Source organism: Wolbachia endosymbiont (group A) of Eristalinus aeneus (assembly GCF_964026915.1).
Classification (GTDB): Bacteria; Pseudomonadota; Alphaproteobacteria; order Rickettsiales; family Anaplasmataceae; genus Wolbachia; species Wolbachia pipientis.
The window spans coordinates 1,136,810-1,155,404 of sequence record NZ_OZ034712.1 but is presented as its reverse complement, the minus strand read 5'-3'; the positions used below and the strand labels follow the sequence as shown (position 1 = coordinate 1,155,404).

Sequence of the window (18,595 nt, the reverse complement as noted above, 5' to 3'; positions counted from 1 at the left end):
GGTAAATCTAAGTCAGTTTAGCTATAATTTCCTAAATTTGCTCACAATCTCTTGACTTGACACATATGTTTTTTTCCCAAATGTTACTATCTTCCTCCTTTTCCTTTCTCAATTTGTGCAACCATTTCCTTTACATTTGCATGCGTGAGAAGGGAATTTTTGCTGATATGAGATTTTGGATCAGATTTTGCTGTTACGTGTTTCGTTGCAGATCTTTTATTCTCTGTTAGAAATGAATGAGATTGTTTTTTCTTCACACCGATATCCGCTTGTGCTGCTGGAGTGGTTTTGCTTTCAGCAAGCTGTACATTAGCATTTCCTTTTGCTTGATTTTGCTCAAATTTTTCTTTTAATGCCTTTACTTTACTGCCCATCTCGCGATTAGCTCCTCCTTTCATAGTAGCTGCTGCTACTTTTGGTATCGCCTTACCAGCAGCTTTTTGTGCTGATTTCCTATTGTCTTGATTTTCAGATTTTAGTGGTACTCTTTCAGCTGATTTTTTAAGAATTACTCCTACTACTTTTGGCTCTGTGCTTACTTTTTGATTAGCACGGCTTAGATTTTTAGGCTTTGGCGGTACTGCAGGTTTATCTTTGATTACCACTTTCGATTCTTGTCTAACTTCTTGACCAGTAGTAAACATTTTTTTTGGCACTTGCGGTGGTTTTGGTGGTACGAGGGATTGAGGTTGTTGTTTCTGCTTACGTTCTCTTTTTGCTTCTATATGTTCTTTAGGAACTGTTGCATAAATTGGCTCTTCTTTGGGCGATTTTGAACTCTGCGAATTTTCTATTAAAATTTTACTCTTCTTCTCTTGATAATTTGATATCTCTTTGTATACAGACTCTTCATTTAATGAACTTCCATAGCCTGAATCTTCTCTCTGCTCATATAAAGGATTTTCCTTTTGCTTTTTCTCTTGATAATTTGATATGTCTTCATATTCAGACCCCTGATCTAATGAACTTTCATAGCCTGAATCCTCAGAAGGATTTTCCTTAGCATCAGGCATACTAAAACTATTAGCTCCTTTTAGTAAAGAAGATGTAGACTTTGCCTTGCTTTCTCCATCTGAGGATATTTCTGATTTAAAGCGTACCTTCCTCGAATCTGGAGCAGCCGGAGGTGCTGTTGTTGGTCGCTTTATTTGCCTCATGCGATTACCACCTAATTTTTCTTTCGGCTGTTCTTCTTTTCGCAGCTCAAAAGTACCTTCCTTTTGCTTTCTACCTTCCAAACTCACTTCGTGTGATCTATCTTTTCCTTGACTCTTTTCACTTTGTTCTAAATTTAAAGAATCTTTTAAAATATTATTTTTTCTGAAATCTTTTTCTAATTGTTCCAAGAGATCAATTTTTTTTAAAATTCTTGTATACTTAGCTGCTGTTTCTAAAGTGAAACTTGACAACTCATCATTTACAAAATTACTTATACTACTGTTCTTGGTTGGAAAATTTTTTCCCAAAATTCTATTCATTAATGTTTTAAAAAGACCTAATGGCTGTTCTACATAATTGTTCAAGTCAGTATATATAACAAACTCAGCTATACCTTTTGCCTCACCTGTAAAACCTTCTAATGCATGAGATAAATCCCTTAACGTTTTGTTATATTGTTTCTCTGCATTTCCTAGCTTTACAGCTTTGATCAGAGAATCGAGATTTTTTTTATAGTTCTCACTTTTAAATGGATTATTCATACTAATTACAGCTCATTATTTATTAAAATATAGATCTAAAATATTAAGATCTAGTAAATATTACTTTTGTAATTCATGTAGAACTATAGCTATAATAAGTAAGATTCCCTACGTCATACCGCCGCGGTATCTCCAGATCCCGCTAACAACTTACTATTACCCACAAATATGAGGTTCGTGAGCAAGTCGCCATCCTTCTGCTAAATCAAAGAGACGTTTATATCCTTTCCAAAGAACATAAGGTCCTGGTTCTGGGTCATTTTTTCTTGCTAAATGGCCTCCAAGTTCATGAAACAGCTTCTTTTATGTTGGGAACTACACTTGGACATGGTTTTCTGTGTATTTTAACGTATAAAACTTTCCATTCCTCTTCAGCTAATAAGGTAGTACATGGTAATGTTGGGTTAGCTCTTGCAATTGATGTAATAAAGAAGATCCTCCAAGCAATAATACTCATAACTGTTAGATATCTCATTAGTCTTTCTGCTATTCCAAGCCTACATTCTTCAACTTTGAGACCGAATTTAAAATTTTATGTAATATCTCTATTTTCCATCTAAGGCAATTGTAAGTTAAAAACGTGATATAAAAGAGATAAGAGAGAAAGATAACCCTGCTCACTAGGAATAGCGGGCGTGCGCGACCGAAAGGAAATTGGTATTACAACCGTTGGTATCAAGGTACGCTAGCCCTATCTCTCGATACGTTTGAATAGTTGCTTGGGACATATATATGCACCCGTTTACAATCTTAAATTAACTAAAACTATCGAGGTTTATTATGGTTACATCTTATCAAAATTTTATTGGCATTGACATCGGAAAATTTAAAAATGTCGTTGCAATTCACAAACAGAAGAATGCTGTCGAATTTGATAATAATGCTTCTGGTTGGCAACAATTATTTCAAGAGTTTTCAGATATTCTACCTAATGCTTTAGTGACTTTAGAAAATACAGGGAAATATGAGCTTGGCTTATCACATTTTCTTACCGACAAAAATATTGCCGTGCATCGAGCTAATACTCGTAAAGTAAAAAGCTTTATTTTATCTCACGGAACTTTAGCAAAGTCTAGATGCAAGAGCTCTTGCTCAATATGGATTTGAACGCCATAGAACTATCTCTCTATTTGTACCTACCTCTACAGAACAATCAACTTTGGCTGCACTTTGTCAACGTCGTGATGATATTACGCAAATGAGAACTCAAGAAAAATGCAGACTTGAAGCACCGGAAAATGATCATATAAAAGAAAGCTGTCAAAAGACCATTGAGTTTTTCGATAGTCAAATAAACGAACTCAATGATACTATACAAAAGATTATTGATGAAAGCCGCGAATTACAACAACGCCAAAAAATTCTTAAAACAGTTCCTGGAATAGGTAAAAAGTTATCACAAGATTTTTTGTGTTTAATGCCAGAGCTTGGTTACTTAAACAGAAAAGAAGTAGCAAGTCTTGCCGGAGTTGCACCGCATCCAAAAGAAAGTGGTAAAGCTGTTGGTTACCGAAGGATTACAGGTGGTAGAAGTAACGTTCGTTCAAAGCTCTTTACAGCCGCTATGGCTGCTACAAGGTCGAAATCTATACTTGGCGCCTTTTATTCTAAGCTTGTTGAAAGTGGTAAGAAGAAGATGGTGGCTATAACAGCCCTAATGCGTAAAATTATAGTAATTGCTAATACAAGACTTAAAGAAGCAATTAATTTGCATACTTAAAAATCTTCACAACGGTAACTGAAATTGGCTAATGAATATGTGCGTCCACACAGACTTAAAGCACATATTCATTAGCTTAAGCAGAAATTGCTGTGGTAGCTGTTTGATATAAAATTCTATTTCTATGACAAACGGGTTTTTATTGCCCATATAATTTGCAAAATTACACAAATAAAAAAATTTTTAAAAAACATAGTTGATACCATTAATTATTAAAAATGCAATTGATGTGAAGGATACTAAAAGAACTCCTAAGAGATTTGAATAAGAAGAATATTTTACATAAGCAGTTACATTATTGTTAATTGACTGCTGCTTATTATAGAGTTTATTTCTGCACTTATCATCTAAGTATTTTTGCAATTCTTCATAACTGCGACTCCACAACTTACCGCGTAATTCTTTTATTAAATTATTTCTTTTATTGAGACCTTTCTCCAATGGCTCTATTATAAATTCTTCAAAAAATGGCTTATTTAATGCAATAACCTTAAATTTCTCCTTCGCTTCTTTATTGTTTGGGTTTTTATCTGAGTGATATTTTAACGATAATTTACGGTATTGTTGACTAAGCTTTTTCTTAATATTCTTAATGTCAGAATTTACCACATCCTCCTTTTGAATATTAAATGTTAAAAACAACTGCTTTAAAGCGTGGTACTCATTTTCATTCAAAACATTTCTAGCCACATTACACCTACAAATTAACTAAGAGGTTGTCCGGAAATAAGTAAAAGGCTATAATATCTGAAATTTTAGTACGGGGTAAAGATGAGAAAAAAGTATCCAACAGATCTAAGCGAAAGGGAATGGGCAAGAATAGAAAAACACTTCAGAGTATCATACAAGAAAGGAGGAAGGCCGCCAAAGTATAGCAAAAGAGAAATATTAGAAGCAATTTTCTATGTATTGCGTACAGGGTGTCAATGGCGGTATTTACCAAATGATTTTCCGCTATGGAAGACTGTGTATGAGCAGTTCAGGCAATGGAAGAAGCAGGGAATTTTTGAGAAAATGAATTATGAAATTACAAAATATAGTAGAAGAAAAATAGGAAGGAATGAGCAGCCGAGTGCCTGTATAGTAGATAGTCAATCTGTAAAGACTACAGAAAAGGGGGGATCAAAGGCTATGATGGAAGTAAAAAAGTAAAGGGTAGAAAAAGGCATATAATTACAGACACTCAGGGTTTTATACTAGGTTGTTACGTAGGCGCTGCTAACGAAAATGATAGAGATGGTATTAAAATAGCATTAAACAATATGAGAACAAAATATACTAAAGTTAAAAAAATGTGGGCTGACATGGGATACCAAGGAAGAAATTTAAAGAATCACATAAAGGAAGAATATGACATAGATATTGAAATTGTTAAAAGGCCTCCATGTAGATTTTGGGTGCACAAAGATACGCCACCTGAGCTACTACCAACAAGAGAACAAGGGTTTAAAGTACAGCCAAGAAGATGGGTTGTAGAAAGGACTTTTGCTTGGGTTAATAGGAATAGAAGGCTATCGAAGGAGTATGATTTACTCACAACATCCACTGAGAATTTCATATACCTAGCTATGAGTAGGGTTATGTTAAAGAGGGAATATGCTTGAATTTACTAGTTTCCGGACAACCTCTAACGCACAAAGTAGCAGACTAGATGGAGAAAGTTATCAATACACCACAAGAGACTATATGACAATTTACTTTAATAACACACTAGCAAGTTTCAGTAGATCATTGAGAGAATTTAAAGAAAAAGCGTATGGATTTATGTATGATATCGGAACTTGGTTGAAAGAAACATATGAAAATCTCACTGAACGACCTGCAACGCATAATCGCTATACCCCAAAAGAAAAACCCCTTGTTGAAGTTGAAGAAATAGAAATGAAGGAACTAAACCGTACATATAAGCCATTCCAAACTCCACTTATCCACCCAACAAGCAGAAGTTCTGGTGCCAATACCTCAAATCAAGTTGTTGTTACTCGACATACACCTGAAACTACTAAAACAAAATAGATGTAAAACCTACGTTTAAATATGTAGTACTTGAGTGAAGCATTCTTTAACTGTTCTATTCAATAAAACCTTTACAATATTTCAATCATAGGTTTAACTTTACGAAGTTATAATCTATAGGGCTACGATGAACGATTATCTCTCACTGCTAAATCCAGAACAACAATCAGCTGTAACTAACATAGATGGACCGGTTTTAATATTGGCAGGAGCCGGAACCGGAAAAACAAGAACGATTACTTCAAGAATAGCACACATAATTAGAAATGGTCACGCTTATTCTGATGAAATATTAGCTGTTACATTCACAAATAAAGCAGCAAATGAGATGGTATCAAGGGTACTTGAGCTAACGGGCACAAACATACCATGGCTTGGCACTTTCCATGCAATTGCAGCAAAAATTTTGCGCCTGCACGCAGAAATTGTGGGCTTAAACCCCAATTTTACAATCATTGGTGTGGATGACCAATTACAGGTAATAAAAAATATTATCAATGAAATAAGCCCTGATTACCTATCAGAAAAATGTAAGACCATTATGAATATTATTCAGCAATGGAAAGAGAAGTGCTTATTGCCATCTGAAGTGGAAGATATTCAATCATTTAGGCCAGTGTACGTAACTGCACTCAAAGTCTATCACCAGTATCAGGAAAGGTTGAGATTCCTTAACTCTGTCGATTTTGGTGACTTATTGCTATATAACATACAACTCTTTAATCAAAAGACCGAAGTTCTGTCCTACTACCAAAACAAGTTTAAATATGTCATGGTAGATGAATATCAAGATACAAATGCGATACAATATCTTTGGCTAAAATACCTTGCAAAAGAGCACTCAAATATTTGCTGTGTAGGAGATGATGACCAGTCGATATATAGTTGGCGTGGTGCAGAAGTTGAAAATATTTTGAAGTTTTCTGATGATTTTAAAAATGCAAAAACCGTTAAACTAGAGTGTAACTACAGGTCAACATCCCACATACTTGCAACTGCGTCATATGTTATCAATCACAATAAGACTCGCTTAGAAAAAAAATTGTGGACAACAAACATTGAAGGGGAAAAGGTAAATCTAATAAAATTATGGGACGGAAAAGCTGAAGCAAGGTTCATAAGCGAACAGATATTAAAGCTCAATAAATACAGATTTAGTGACATTGCAGTGCTGGTAAGGGCCACTTTTCAAACTAGAGTTCTCGAAGAGTATTTTATAAAATATTCAATTCCCTACAAGATTATAAGTGGCGTAAAATTCTACGAACGTCAGGAAGTCAGGGATATAATTGCATATTTAAGACTCGTTACAAACAATAACGATGACTTAGCTTTCGAAAGGATCGTAAACCGGCCAAAAAGAAGCATAGGAGCTACAACTCTAAAGAAAATATACACGACTGCTCAGGATAACAAAATTTCTTTTTTTGAGGCAGCAAAAATATTAGTTAATAGTAATCAAGTAACCGAAAGAATTAAACTCTCACTAAATGATTTTTTAAATAAAATTAAAGCTTGGGAAGAAATAGTAAGCGTAAAACCACTGCATGAATTCGTTAAAATCGTAGCAAACCAATCAGGGTATATTGAAATGCTTGAAAATGAGGAGGTAACAGGCTTAGCACGAATAGAAAATGTCAAGGAGCTCATCTCATCTTTAAAAAATTTCGATAATGCCACAACTTTCTTGGAGCACATAAGTTTGGTGATGGAAGTGGATAATATGAATAACGATGACACCGTATATGTTATGACTCTTCATGCAGCCAAAGGACTTGAATTCCCGTGCGTGTTTCTACCTGGTTGGGAAGAGGGATTATTTCCTCATCAAAGATCTTTTGATGACAAAAGTGGTAAAGCTTTAGAAGAAGAAAGGAGACTCGCATATGTTGGCATAACCAGAGCCAAAGAAAGGTTAATCATTTCATGTGCAGATAGGAGGGAAATTAACAACCAGTGGCAACCGATGCGCACTTCTCGGTTCATTAAAGAATTGCCAAGAGAAAATGTTGAGGTAATTAAAAGCAACATTGCCTACTGTTGAAGCTATAATTGCAGATAAACATATCTTACAAATCTGAATTACTTTAACTATATGTTTCTCCTGGCAAAAATTCTGTAACCGTTCACACTTAATTCTTCAATCTCATACCAATTTCTATTACATAACAAACAAATAGACAATAGAAGTGAGAAGGTTATACTAAGGCAGTATAATGATGGAGTTTTGGAATGGCATTGGTATCAGGTTGCAATTTTAGCTTACATTGTGCCAATCTTTCTTCAATTGCTGCTCGCATAAATTCTGCCTGTCTTTTAGTTCTGCAGTGCACTATCGCATCATCCACATATCTTTCAAATGGTACTGTTGGGTGATTTTGTTTCATCCATATATCAAATGCATGGTGCATAAATATGTTTGAAATGATTGGGCTTATTGAACCTCCTTGCGGAACTCCTTTTTTCCCTAACTACCTTACTGCCATCTGCTTGCTGAATAGGGGATTTCATCCACCTTTCAACATACAGTATGACCCATTTGCAGTCTGTGTGCTTCTTGATAGCCTGCAGTGCTAAATTGTGGTCCAGATTGTCGAAAAATCCTGTAACATCAACAGCTTTCTTGGTAATCGTATCCTGTCTCCAATAAACAGCGGTTTTGCTATGTATCCTTGATCAGCAAAAACTTACGTAAAGTTGGAGCCTTGTATTTAGCTTGAGTGAAAAGATTTAGAGCACCATCACGATCTTGAACACTTGCACTATGAACATCAGCCGCAATAATTAAGCCCACTGTATCTACAACAATATGACGTTTTCTACCCTTTATTTTTTTTTCAGCATCATATCCTCTGGATCCCCTTTTTGAGTGGTTTTTACTGATTGACTGTCAATTATTCCTACTGAAGGTGTTTCATTTTTACCAAACATTTTTCTTACCTCTTTTACTAGCATATTATGTATTTTTTCCAATTTGCCATTACTACGTCACCTGAGAAAATAGTCATACACCGTCTTCCATGGAGGAAAATCTTTCGGCAGCATTCTCCATTGACAACCACCTCTCATTATATACCTTATTGCATTAATAATTGTTCTGATATTGTGCTTTCTTGGCCTCCCTATCTTTCCTTGTGCAACATGTGGCTCCAAAATTTCCCATTTCTTATCACTTATATCACTTGGATACAATTTTCCCTCCTATTTTTTACTTACACTATCATATTTTTTTCCTCATTCCTTTTCAAGACATACTCTTAGACAACTGGACGTCAAGCCTATCCTAGTGCTGCATATCAAGCTCATACTCAGTATGTAAATCTTTGACTAAAGCTACAGCGCATTCTTTTTGAACAATTATACTGATTTTGATTTCAGATGTTGTGATAGCAAGTATTTCTATCTTTTTTTCGCTTAAAACCTTGAGTGTGCGGTGCATCACTTCAGTGTTAGACATAACACCAATACCAATTATTGAAATTTTAGCTACATTATCGTTTATAGCATAATTTTCATTCTTATTCAGTAACTTTTCCATTAAATCAATATCAAATTTGGAGATAACAAAACTTGACCCATGTATCATATCAATTTTAACGTTTGCTCCTGCTATATCTCTTAAAGTACGCAAGTTATTTGCAAGGTTAGTGAAAGTTACAAGAGCTTCATTAGTGCTATAAGTTATTCCAGTAATTAAGTATCTCTCTAGTACATCCCTTTTGTGTAGCACTGTGGTGCCTTCTACTTCCTTAAAAGTGGATAGCACTTGCACTTTAATGTTATGTTTCATTGCAAGTTGTACTGAACGATTATGCAGTATTTTAGCACCAGATGACGACATTTCCAACATTTCATCGTAAGAGATAAATTTGAGCTTGCGTGCCTTTGGAACAATTCTCGGGTCTGCTGTATATATTCCATCAATATCAGTAAAAATTTCGCAAATTCTAACACCAAAGGCTACCGCGAAGGCAACTGCTGATATATCAGAGCCTCCTCTTCCAAAAGTAGTGATTCTATCATCATTTATACCCTGAAAACCAGCAATGATCGCAGCAGTATAACCCTCAGCAAAAGATCTTTTCACACGGTCAATCTTTATTGTTTTTATTTTAGACTCAGAATAAAAATCATCAGTTACAATTGGTAACTGCCAGGCAAGCCACGATTTAGCATTAACTCCGATCGATTGGAGAGTGATAGCTAATAGACCGCAAGAGATTTGTTCTCCTGCTGAAAGCATAACGTCATACTCTGATAACTCTTGTCTGCAACTTAAATTTGAGATTTGCCTAGCCTGAAAAGCCATTTGGTCAGTAAATCCTGCAACAGCAGATACAACAACGATTACATTACAACCTTTCTCAATATCGTTTTTTATCAAATTTGCAACTCGGTTTAAATCAGTTAGCGAAGTCCCACCAAATTTTTTTATGATTATTTTGTCCATAGTTACAATATAACTCTCTTCTGAAGAAAAACATAGTTTTTGTAGAGATAGCAGCTTGCAAGCCATTCAGAAAAGGGAAGATAAAACTATAAAAAACCATAGGCGCCAGTTGGTTTTTAGCTAAAGTCAAGTGTCTGGAATTTTAGGCATAGAATCCCCCATATGAACAAGATTCAGAAAAAATGCAACGCACATTGGGCAGAGATTAAGTATGCGTGTGCACCCACATACACTGAAGAAGATACGCCACATTTTTAACTGAAATTTAAATGAAAAGTCTGCAGACGGAGACAAATTTTGAGCTCGAGAAACATCTCTAATTGTCATTATAATGAGGTTTCAAGTATGCGGAAGTAATTTTTTTAGCTAAAGTCAAAATTTTCTACCATGACATGAGCCCACCACTAAGCAGCAGGAGACCTTGCATGACCTCCAAAAAATGCTTTTACTCTTTCAAGATAAGTAGGTGGTTCTGCAGGGATTTCTATATTATACATTGAATAATACACTGCTTCCTTTATACTATCATCTGTAACTAATTCCCTTAATTTTTGCTTTATGGCACCTCTTTGAATACTTTTTCCATACTCTTCGTAAAATTTTATGTAAAGCTCTTTAAAGACAAATTCTCTTATTTCTATTATTGATTGGTTAATGTTGCTCTTCACCTCATCGCTTATATTATTTTTATCCGCATAATCTTCGGAGTAAAAATCTTCAAACTTGTCTACCAAAATTTTTAATTTTTTATAATTGCAATATTCTTTTAAAAATCTTTCAGTAAATTTAGGTGTTAATACGTTCACTGCTCCATTTATTTGAACCAAGAAATTATTTTTCGCTTCAAGACAACTAAGCGAATAAATAATACGATCGAACATTCCCAGAGTACATAAACCAAGTCCATCCTTTAAATTCATTAGTAATAGTGAATTCACATCTGATTTTTGATTCTTAGCAGCAGTTGAAACTAAGTTTGCAGCTTGTGTGAGAGTTAGTCCAGTTTTTGATTCTTGCCAAGCTGCTTCATTGGAACCATTAAAGTTAAGATAAAGTTTTAATTGCTCTTTTTGCTCAGTTGTAAGCTCATCTGAATTATTTATGTAGTCTTCAAACTCTTTATTGAGTACATTTGGTTGAGTTCCAAATTTCTGTTTTAGTTCTTCAGCGCAGTTTATGACACTTTCCTCAAAACTTCTAGTATGAACACTTTGACTACCAGTGCCCACATCACTTACATTAAACAAAAAGCTTAGCTGCTTTACATTCAAACCCAAAGGTGAAAAGAGTTTTACTGATGGATATTTTATTAACTCAAGAAGTGCTACTGGAATTAGCAGTGCATAATTTAACAATAATAAACCAAAATTAAATATAAGAAACCCACGTAGAGCTGATACCTTTGATGCAATATACAAAAATGGAAGCTGTAGGTAATATATCAAGTGTATACTGAAGAATAAGATTTTGTCCTTTAATTTTATTGTTGGATCTTTATAAACCTCAAACAACATGCTATTGCTATCAATATTGTTGTTTTTAAAGGAGGTATAGTTGTTTATGATCTTCTCTTGCAAGGGAAGAAGCATTTTATTCAGGCAAATAAACGCAGCAATAACAATAAAACCTGTAGCCAAAAATGCTAGTGCAGGGCTAGAAGTGCTTGTAGATAAATAGGCATCAAGACCATCAACAATTAAGTTTTTGTATAATCTTTCAAAGGGACGAACTAGAATCGGGTCAAGGATATAGTTAGAGGTTGTCCGGAAATAAGTAAAAGGCTATAATATCTGAAATTTTAGTACGGGGTAAAGATGAGAAAAAAGTATCCAACAGATCTAAGCGAAAGGGAATGGGCAAGAATAGAAAAACACTTCAGAGTATCATACAAGAAAGGAGGAAGGCCGCCAAAGTATAGCAAAAGAGAAATATTAGAAGCAATTTTCTATGTATTGCGTACAGGGTGTCAATGGCGGTATTTACCAAATGATTTTCCGCTATGGAAGACTGTGTATGAGCAGTTCAGGCAATGGAAGAAGCAGGGAATTTTTGAGAAAATGAATTATGAAATTACAAAATATAGTAGAAGAAAAATAGGAAGGAATGAGCAGCCGAGTGCCTGTATAGTAGATAGTCAATCTGTAAAGACTACAGAAAAGGGAGGATCAAAGGCTATGATGGAAGTAAAAAAGTAAAGGGTAGAAAAAGGCATATAATTACAGACACTCAGGGTTTTATACTAGGTTGTTACGTAGGCGCTGCTAACGAAAATGATAGAGATGGTATTAAAATAGCATTAAACAATATGAGAACAAAATATACTAAAGTTAAAAAAATGTGGGCTGACATGGGATACCAAGGAAGAAATTTAAAGAATCACATAAAGGAAGAATATGACATAGATATTGAAATTGTTAAAAGGCCTCCATGTAGATTTTGGGTGCACAAAGATACGCCACCTGAGCTACTACCAACAAGAGAACAAGGGTTTAAAGTACAGCCAAGAAGATGGGTTGTAGAAAGGACTTTTGCTTGGGTTAATAGGAATAGAAGGCTATCGAAGGAGTATGATTTACTCACAACATCCACTGAGAATTTCATATACCTAGCTATGAGTAGGGTTATGTTAAAGAGGGAATATGCTTGAATTTACTAGTTTCCGGACAACCTCTTAACAAGAAGATTTAAATAATACACGAGAAACAAAAGTGCAATCAAAAATGCAATAATACTACAAACAACCAAAAATGCTTTTAATCTCGGATTCATAACCCCCTCTTAATAATCTGTTAATATAATCTATTTTAGGAATAAATTGAAAAAAATGCAAGTTTTTATGTTAAAAGATCAATTGAAATTTCTGAGTTTAGGGTATATTGTTAATCTATTTAGATAAGAATTATTGTGTCAAATAAAATAGGTTTTTGGGCTATTTTTGCCTTAGTGATTAGCAGCCAAATTGGCTCTGGAATTTTTATGCTTCCAATTAGCCTTGCTCCATATGGCATGTATAGCCTTATAAGCTGGATAATATCAGGGCTTGGTGCTATATCTCTTGCTTTAGTTTTTGCCTCACTCTGCGCAAAATTTCCGGAAACGGGTGGCCCTCACGTCTATGTAAAGCATGCTTTTGGCCCTGCTGCAGCTTTTTTTGTTGGTTGGACGTATTGGGTGATCTCATGGGTTAGCACAACAGCCGTAATAGTTGTGGGTGTTGGTTATCTTACACCATTTTTCCATGAAGATATTCAAAACGTACATCTGTTTTTAGAGATGTTATTACTTACAATTATTACACTAATAAATTTTAGAGGAGTAGCTACTGCTGGACGTGTTGAGTTTTTATTGACGGTGATAAAAATTTCTGTATTGCTTGTAATACCTATAGCAGCATTGTTTTTTTTTGATAGAAATAACTTCATCATAAGTGAAGAAATATCAAATCTTACAACATCGCAGATTCTTGCCCGTTCTACACTTATTACTCTATGGGGTTTTATTGGAGTTGAATTGGCAACAGCACCTGCAGGGTCAGTTGATAATCCAGCTAGAACAATACCAAGAGCTGTGGTACTTGGAACAATCTCTGTTGCTGTTGTGTATTTTATCAACAATCTTGCAATTATGGGATTAATAAATGGCAATGATTTAGCAAGTTCAAGAGCACCATATGTTGACGCAATAAAAATTATGGCCTCTGGCAATTGGCACTTGATTATTTCTATAACTGCGTTCATTTTTTGTGTTGGTACTTTAAACGCTTGGGTACTAGCTAGTGGACAAGTGGCCCTTGGCCTTGCAAAAGATAAACTGATGCCACAGTTTTTTGCTCAAAGAAACAAGCACGGTTCTCCTTTCTGGGGCATAACAACTAGCTCAGTTGGAACTGCAACTTTACTAATCCTCACTTCAAGCAACAATTTTGCTAAGCAGATCACATCAATTATCGACTTTTCTGTAGTTTCATTTTTATTTGTTTACCTTGCATGCAGTCTTGCTTTTCTCAAAGTTATTGTGCAAGAAAAGAGTTGTTACAAATTTTTAATTGGCAGTATAGCAACAACCTTTTGCTGCTGGGTAATATTTGAAACTTCTGTGAATACCTTGCTGATCGCAAGCTTATTCACTGCAAGTGGCGTACCTCTTTATTTATTTTGGTATCGCAGAGTTTCTGTATAGCAAATGTTATGTATCTGTTCAGCAGAGTGGCAAAATAAGGTAGACGAGAAAAGACAACTATAGGAAGAAATGGGTGTCATGCCAGTGCGTGACACTGGCATCCAGTTCTTTCGCGCAGTTCCATCAAAAACGTTGTAAAGGATTAATCGCTTTCGTGTTTACCAACTTAGTGCCCAATCTGGATCCCAGATACTGTCTCTGCTGTCAAACAAATTATCCAACAAAATTACAATTAAATGGTTGATTATTTTTAAGAATACCAAAAAAGACATGCATTAATTTTCGCATTAACGCAAGAACTATGACTTTTGGACATTTGCCTTTACTTGCTAGACGCTGACAAAACTTTTGAAAATGATTATTATGGTTTTTGACTACTATAGCTGGCATATAAAGAGCTTTTCGAATACGCTCAGATCCTATTTTGCATATGCAACTTCTCTTACTTACTGACGATCCCGATTGATAATGTCCTGGATTTAGACCAGCAAAAGCTGTAAATTGTTTAGCATTGTCAAAGTTATCAACTGATGGCATTTCTGCGACAACAGCAACAGCAACAGCAGTAAGATATCCTATACCTTTTATAGTCTTAAGGTTTTCCACCATATTTTTTAGATGTGGATAGTTATTTATATGCTCATTAATTTCTTTTTCGAGAACAATAATTTGCTCCTCTATTGCCAAAATTACTTTAGATATAGCTTCTTTGCAACTGGAATGCATATTTTTGTTTTCCAAGCGATTTGTCTGTTGCACCTTATCATCTTTTAGCGATTGCATGCAACGGTAAAGCTCCCTCAAATGCCTCATTTCAGGTGCAATGGGCTTCCAAAGAGCAGGTTTGTTGGCGATACAAAATCTAGCTATCATAGCTGCATCTGATTTATCTGTCTTATTTCTGAGAGGTTGTCCGGAAATAAGTAAAAGGCTATAATATCTGAAATTTTAGTACGGGGTAAAGATGAGAAAAAAGTATCCAACAGATCTAAGCGAAAGGGAATGGGCAAGAATAGAAAAACACTTCAGAGTATCATACAAGAAAGGAGGAAGGCCGCCAAAGTATAGCAAAAGAGAAATATTAGAAGCAATTTTCTATGTATTGCGTACAGGGTGTCAATGGCGGTATTTACCAAATGATTTTCCGCTATGGAAGACTGTGTATGAGCAGTTCAGGCAATGGAAGAAGCAGGGAATTTTTGAGAAAATGAATTATGAAATTACAAAATATAGTAGAAGAAAAATAGGAAGGAATGAGCAGCCGAGTGCCTGTATAGTAGATAGTCAATCTGTAAAGACTACAGAAAAGGGAGGATCAAAGGCTATGATGGAAGTAAAAAAGTAAAGGGTAGAAAAAGGCATATAATTACAGACACTCAGGGTTTTATACTAGGTTGTTACGTAGGCGCTGCTAACGAAAATGATAGAGATGGTATTAAAATAGCATTAAACAATATGAGAACAAAATATACTAAAGTTAAAAAAATGTGGGCTGACATGGGATACCAAGGAAGAAATTTAAAGAATCACATAAAGGAAGAATATGACATAGATATTGAAATTGTTAAAAGGCCTCCATGTAGATTTTGGGTGCACAAAGATACGCCACCTGAGCTACTACCAACAAGAGAACAAGGGTTTAAAGTACAGCCAAGAAGATGGGTTGTAGAAAGGACTTTTGCTTGGGTTAATAGGAATAGAAGGCTATCGAAGGAGTATGATTTACTCACAACATCCACTGAGAATTTCATATACCTAGCTATGAGTAGGGTTATGTTAAAGAGGGAATATGCTTGAATTTACTAGTTTCCGGACAACCTCTAACTTACGCTGCAAATGTTTAAGAAGTTTACTAAGCAGAAAAAAAGACAAAGAATCCCCGAGTTAGCTAGTCTTTTACTATCTCTGTCGAGTATTGGCATTTTTTGATGTCTTGTAACGCTTTATAAGCGCGTTCAGCTTATTTAGATAAAAATCTAGATGTAGATGAAGTTTTGTAAAGACATACAGTATCTATATACTGCAAAAAATTGAACATAAGACGCCGATACATTAAGTAATCCTTACCTTTTAATCTGCAGATTGGCGAAAGCAAATACAATAGCTTCACTATCATGATAAGGGGGCTGGCGAAGGGTGTCAAGTAAGTTTTTTCGTTTCATCCGATGCGCTGCCAAAAGCTATGCAAAAAGTCCAATGAGTTAACTCCCATATATCCTGAGTAATTCTTGTGCATTAGCTTTGATTAGGATAGGGCATTTTCTATCATTTAATAGGGAACGCAATATTTCAGTTGCACCCTTAACGTCGTTATTGTGTATCTTTACTACAGCAATAGCTTCTTGGCTTGAATAAGGATACACTGTGCTTGATTCTAAATTATCAATTTTATCTTTATTTATTTTTTCACCGTTGGAGTGAAGTAAGCTCATTACTTCTAAATATTGTGCTAACTCACGCAAAACATTAGGAGCATCTTTATCATCTGCCAAATCATTATAAATAGATGCTGTGTCTGTTGGCATTGAATCTGAGATATGATTGAATGCGCGTTCAAAATTTGCTAAATACTCCCAATTTGAATCTATTTCTTCTAGCAGCGGCTTATTATCTTTTTTTAAGAATAATACTTCGTAAAACTTGTCACCTGCAGTTATAGATTGTTTTGTGTTATCAATGTTGCGCAATAAGTATAATGTGATGCCAACTAACATTGGCGCGAGTGCAAGCAGAAAGATGTATTTTTTCATGGTAATATTCCAAATAGTTATATATTTATACATTAATGCTTTTGATTTGCAAAAACATATTGACATAGTGATTATATCACATAATAATATTCTTAAAGTTGTTTGAATAGTTGGAGATTAAAATATTTCTAAAGTAGAAATAAAGACAGCAGTATTAAGCTAAATTATTTTTTGTCGGATTTATCCGATGTACCCTCAACCTTTTATAGGTTGAAGTCTAAATTTGAGAGTTTGATCCTGGCTCAGAATGAACGCTGGCGGCAGGCCTAACACATGCAAGTCGAACGGAGTTATATTGTAGCTTGCTATGGTATAACTTAGTGGCAGACGGGTGAGTAATGTATAGGAATCTACCTAGTAGTACGGAATAATTGTTGGAAACGGCAACTAATACCGTATACGCCCTACGGGGGAAAAATTTATTGCTATTAGATGAGCCTATATTAGATTAGCTAGTTGGTGGAGTAATAGCCTACCAAGGCAATGATCTATAGCTGATCTGAGAGGATGATCAGCCACACTGGAACTGAGATACGGTCCAGACTCCTACGGGAGGCAGCAGTGGGGAATATTGGACAATGGGCGAAAGCCTGATCCAGCCATGCCGCATGAGTGAAGAAGGCCTTTGGGTTGTAAAGCTCTTTTAGTGAGGAAGATAATGACGGTACTCACAGAAGAAGTCCTGGCTAACTCCGTGCCAGCAGCCGCGGTAATACGGAGAGGGCTAGCGTTATTCGGAATTATTGGGCGTAAAGGGCGCGTAGGCGGATTAGTAAGTTAAAAGTGAAATCCCAAGGCTCAACCTTGGAATTGCTTTTAAAACTGCTAATCTAGAGATTGAAAGAGGATAGAGGAATTCCTAGTGTAGAGGTGAAATTCGTAAATATTAGGAGGAACACCAGTGGCGAAGGCGTCTATCTGGTTCAAATCTGACGCTGAGGCGCGAAGGCGTGGGGAGCAAACAGGATTAGATACCCTGGTAGTCCACGCTGTAAACGATGAATGTTAAATATGGGAAGTTTTACTTTCTGTATTACAGCTAACGCGTTAAACATTCCGCCTGGGGACTACGGTCGCAAGATTAAAACTCAAAGGAATTGACGGGGACCCGCACAAGCGGTGGAGCATGTGGTTTAATTCGATGCAACGCGAAAAACCTTACCACTCCTTGACATGGAAATTATACCTATTCGAAGGGATAGGGTCGGTTCGGCCGGGTTTCACACAGGTGTTGCATGGCTGTCGTCAGCTCGTGTCGTGAGATGTTGGGTTAAGTCCCGCAACGAGCGCAACCCTCATCCTTAGTTACCATCAGGTAATGCTGGGGACTTTAAGGAAACTGCCAGTGATAAACTGGAGGAAGGTGGGGATGATGTCAAGTCATCATGGCCCTTATGGAGTGGGCTACACACGTGCTACAATGGTGGCTACAATGGGCTGCAAAGTCGCGAGGCTAAGCTAATCCCTTAAAAGCCATCTCAGTTCGGATTGTACTCTGCAACTCGAGTGCATGAAGTTGGAATCGCTAGTAATCGTGGATCAGCACGCCACGGTGAATACGTTCTCGGGTCTTGTACACACTGCCCGTCACGCCATGGGAATTGGTTTCACTCGAAGCTAACGACCTAACCGCAAGGAGGGAGTTATTTAAAGTGGGATCGGTGACTGGGGTGAAGTCGTAACAAGGTAGCAGTAGGGGAATCTGCAGCTGGATTACCTCCTTAGGCTTTGCGCATAACTTACCATTTTTAATGATGGTGTTGTTATGTGCTATACTGCT

16 protein-coding genes, 1 rRNA gene and 2 pseudogenes are annotated in these 18,595 nt (G+C 36.0%); 8 read left to right on the top strand and 11 right to left on the bottom strand.

The window, feature by feature from the left end; genetic code table 11:
• Nucleotides 1–86 precede the first annotated feature (86 nt).
• A complete protein-coding gene (locus AAGD62_RS05950; protein ID WP_155969333.1) occupies nt 87–1,700 on the bottom strand; it encodes a hypothetical protein in 1,614 nt (537 codons plus the stop codon).
• Nucleotides 1,701–1,856: 156 nt separating this feature from the next.
• Nucleotides 1,857–2,264: pseudogene (locus AAGD62_RS05945) on the bottom strand (IS4 family transposase); the annotation flags it as partial.
• A gap of 216 nt (nt 2,265–2,480) precedes the next feature.
• Here AAGD62_RS05945 and AAGD62_RS05940 point away from each other — a divergent pair.
• Nucleotides 2,481–3,420 (top strand): annotated as a pseudogene (locus AAGD62_RS05940) (IS110 family transposase).
• Between the two features lie 183 nt (nt 3,421–3,603).
• On the opposite strand, the gene AAGD62_RS05935 reads toward AAGD62_RS05940, so the two are convergent.
• Nucleotides 3,604–4,095, bottom strand: a complete 492-nt coding sequence (locus AAGD62_RS05935) for a DnaJ domain-containing protein (protein WP_341812708.1) — start codon at nt 4,093–4,095, stop codon at nt 3,604–3,606.
• 96 nt (nt 4,096–4,191) lie between these two features.
• Between AAGD62_RS05935 and AAGD62_RS05930 the strand changes: the two genes are divergently transcribed.
• The 3 genes from AAGD62_RS05930 (at nt 4,192) to AAGD62_RS05920 (ending at nt 7,480) form a co-directional block, all read left to right on the top strand.
• Nucleotides 4,192–5,024, top strand: a protein-coding gene (locus tag AAGD62_RS05930) for an IS5-like element ISWpi1 family transposase (RefSeq protein WP_094189578.1) whose coding sequence is annotated in 2 segments (ribosomal slippage) — nt 4,192–4,561 and nt 4,561–5,024 — 834 coding nt in all. Because the reading frame shifts where the segments join, the coding sequence is not laid out codon by codon here.
• Nucleotides 5,017–5,436 carry a hypothetical protein gene (locus tag AAGD62_RS05925; protein ID WP_155969321.1) on the top strand — a complete coding sequence of 140 codons (420 nt, stop codon included), beginning with the start codon at nt 5,017–5,019 and terminating at the stop codon, nt 5,434–5,436. Before AAGD62_RS05930 ends, AAGD62_RS05925 begins: the two co-directional genes overlap by 8 nt.
• Before the next feature lie 127 nt (nt 5,437–5,563).
• A complete protein-coding gene (locus AAGD62_RS05920) occupies nt 5,564–7,480 on the top strand; it encodes an ATP-dependent helicase (protein WP_155969319.1) in 1,917 nt (638 codons plus the stop codon).
• Between the two features lie 154 nt (nt 7,481–7,634).
• Here AAGD62_RS05920 and AAGD62_RS05915 read toward each other — a convergent pair whose 3' ends face one another.
• The 6 genes from AAGD62_RS05915 to AAGD62_RS05895 all read right to left on the bottom strand — a co-directional run bounded on the left by AAGD62_RS05915 (nt 7,635) and on the right by AAGD62_RS05895 (nt 11,241).
• A complete protein-coding gene (locus AAGD62_RS05915) occupies nt 7,635–7,847 on the bottom strand; it encodes a hypothetical protein (protein ID WP_065094389.1) in 213 nt (70 codons plus the stop codon).
• A gap of 251 nt (nt 7,848–8,098) precedes the next feature.
• Nucleotides 8,099–8,245, bottom strand: coding sequence for a hypothetical protein (locus AAGD62_RS06915; protein ID WP_246165591.1), 147 nt, complete (start codon nt 8,243–8,245; stop codon nt 8,099–8,101).
• Between the two features lie 17 nt (nt 8,246–8,262).
• Nucleotides 8,263–8,391, bottom strand: coding sequence for a hypothetical protein (locus AAGD62_RS05910; RefSeq protein ID WP_255317429.1), 129 nt, complete (start codon nt 8,389–8,391; stop codon nt 8,263–8,265).
• A gap of 33 nt (nt 8,392–8,424) precedes the next feature.
• Nucleotides 8,425–8,628 (bottom strand): transposase, encoded by a 204-nt coding sequence (locus AAGD62_RS05905; RefSeq protein WP_155969026.1) that lies wholly within the window; start codon nt 8,626–8,628, stop codon nt 8,425–8,427.
• A 91-nt stretch (nt 8,629–8,719) separates the two neighbouring features.
• The gene (locus AAGD62_RS05900) at nt 8,720–9,886 is read right to left on the bottom strand and encodes an aspartate kinase (protein WP_155969028.1); all 1,167 of its coding nucleotides are present in this window, start codon (nt 9,884–9,886) and stop codon (nt 8,720–8,722) included.
• A 404-nt stretch (nt 9,887–10,290) separates the two neighbouring features.
• Nucleotides 10,291–11,241 (bottom strand): hypothetical protein, encoded by a 951-nt coding sequence (locus tag AAGD62_RS05895; protein WP_341812707.1) that lies wholly within the window; start codon nt 11,239–11,241, stop codon nt 10,291–10,293.
• Between the two features lie 459 nt (nt 11,242–11,700).
• Between AAGD62_RS05895 and AAGD62_RS05890 the strand changes: the two genes are divergently transcribed.
• Both AAGD62_RS05890 and AAGD62_RS05885 read left to right on the top strand, forming a co-directional pair.
• Nucleotides 11,701–12,533 (top strand): IS5-like element ISWpi1 family transposase gene (locus tag AAGD62_RS05890; RefSeq protein ID WP_094189578.1). Its coding sequence is split into 2 segments (ribosomal slippage): nt 11,701–12,070 and nt 12,070–12,533, totalling 834 coding nucleotides; the frame shifts between segments, so codons are not numbered across the junction.
• A 257-nt stretch (nt 12,534–12,790) separates the two neighbouring features.
• A complete protein-coding gene (locus tag AAGD62_RS05885) occupies nt 12,791–14,065 on the top strand; it encodes an APC family permease (RefSeq protein WP_010082345.1) in 1,275 nt (424 codons plus the stop codon).
• 213 nt (nt 14,066–14,278) lie between these two features.
• Here the strand turns inward: AAGD62_RS05885 and AAGD62_RS05880 are convergent, their stop codons facing one another.
• Nucleotides 14,279–14,938, bottom strand: a complete 660-nt coding sequence (locus AAGD62_RS05880) for a transposase (protein WP_155969032.1) — start codon at nt 14,936–14,938, stop codon at nt 14,279–14,281.
• A gap of 91 nt (nt 14,939–15,029) precedes the next feature.
• On the opposite strand from AAGD62_RS05880, the gene AAGD62_RS05875 reads away from it, so the two are divergent.
• Nucleotides 15,030–15,862, top strand: a protein-coding gene (locus AAGD62_RS05875; protein ID WP_094189578.1) for an IS5-like element ISWpi1 family transposase whose coding sequence is annotated in 2 segments (ribosomal slippage) — nt 15,030–15,399 and nt 15,399–15,862 — 834 coding nt in all. Because the reading frame shifts where the segments join, the coding sequence is not laid out codon by codon here.
• Nucleotides 15,863–16,266: 404 nt separating this feature from the next.
• On the opposite strand, the gene AAGD62_RS05870 is transcribed toward AAGD62_RS05875, so the two are convergent.
• On the bottom strand, nt 16,267–16,881 hold the full coding sequence (locus tag AAGD62_RS05870; protein ID WP_155969120.1) for a hypothetical protein: 615 nt from the start codon (nt 16,879–16,881) through the stop codon (nt 16,267–16,269).
• Between the two features lie 153 nt (nt 16,882–17,034).
• On the opposite strand from AAGD62_RS05870, the gene AAGD62_RS05865 reads away from it, so the two are divergent.
• Nucleotides 17,035–18,539, top strand: a 16S ribosomal RNA gene (locus tag AAGD62_RS05865).
• Nucleotides 18,540–18,595 lie beyond the last annotated feature (56 nt).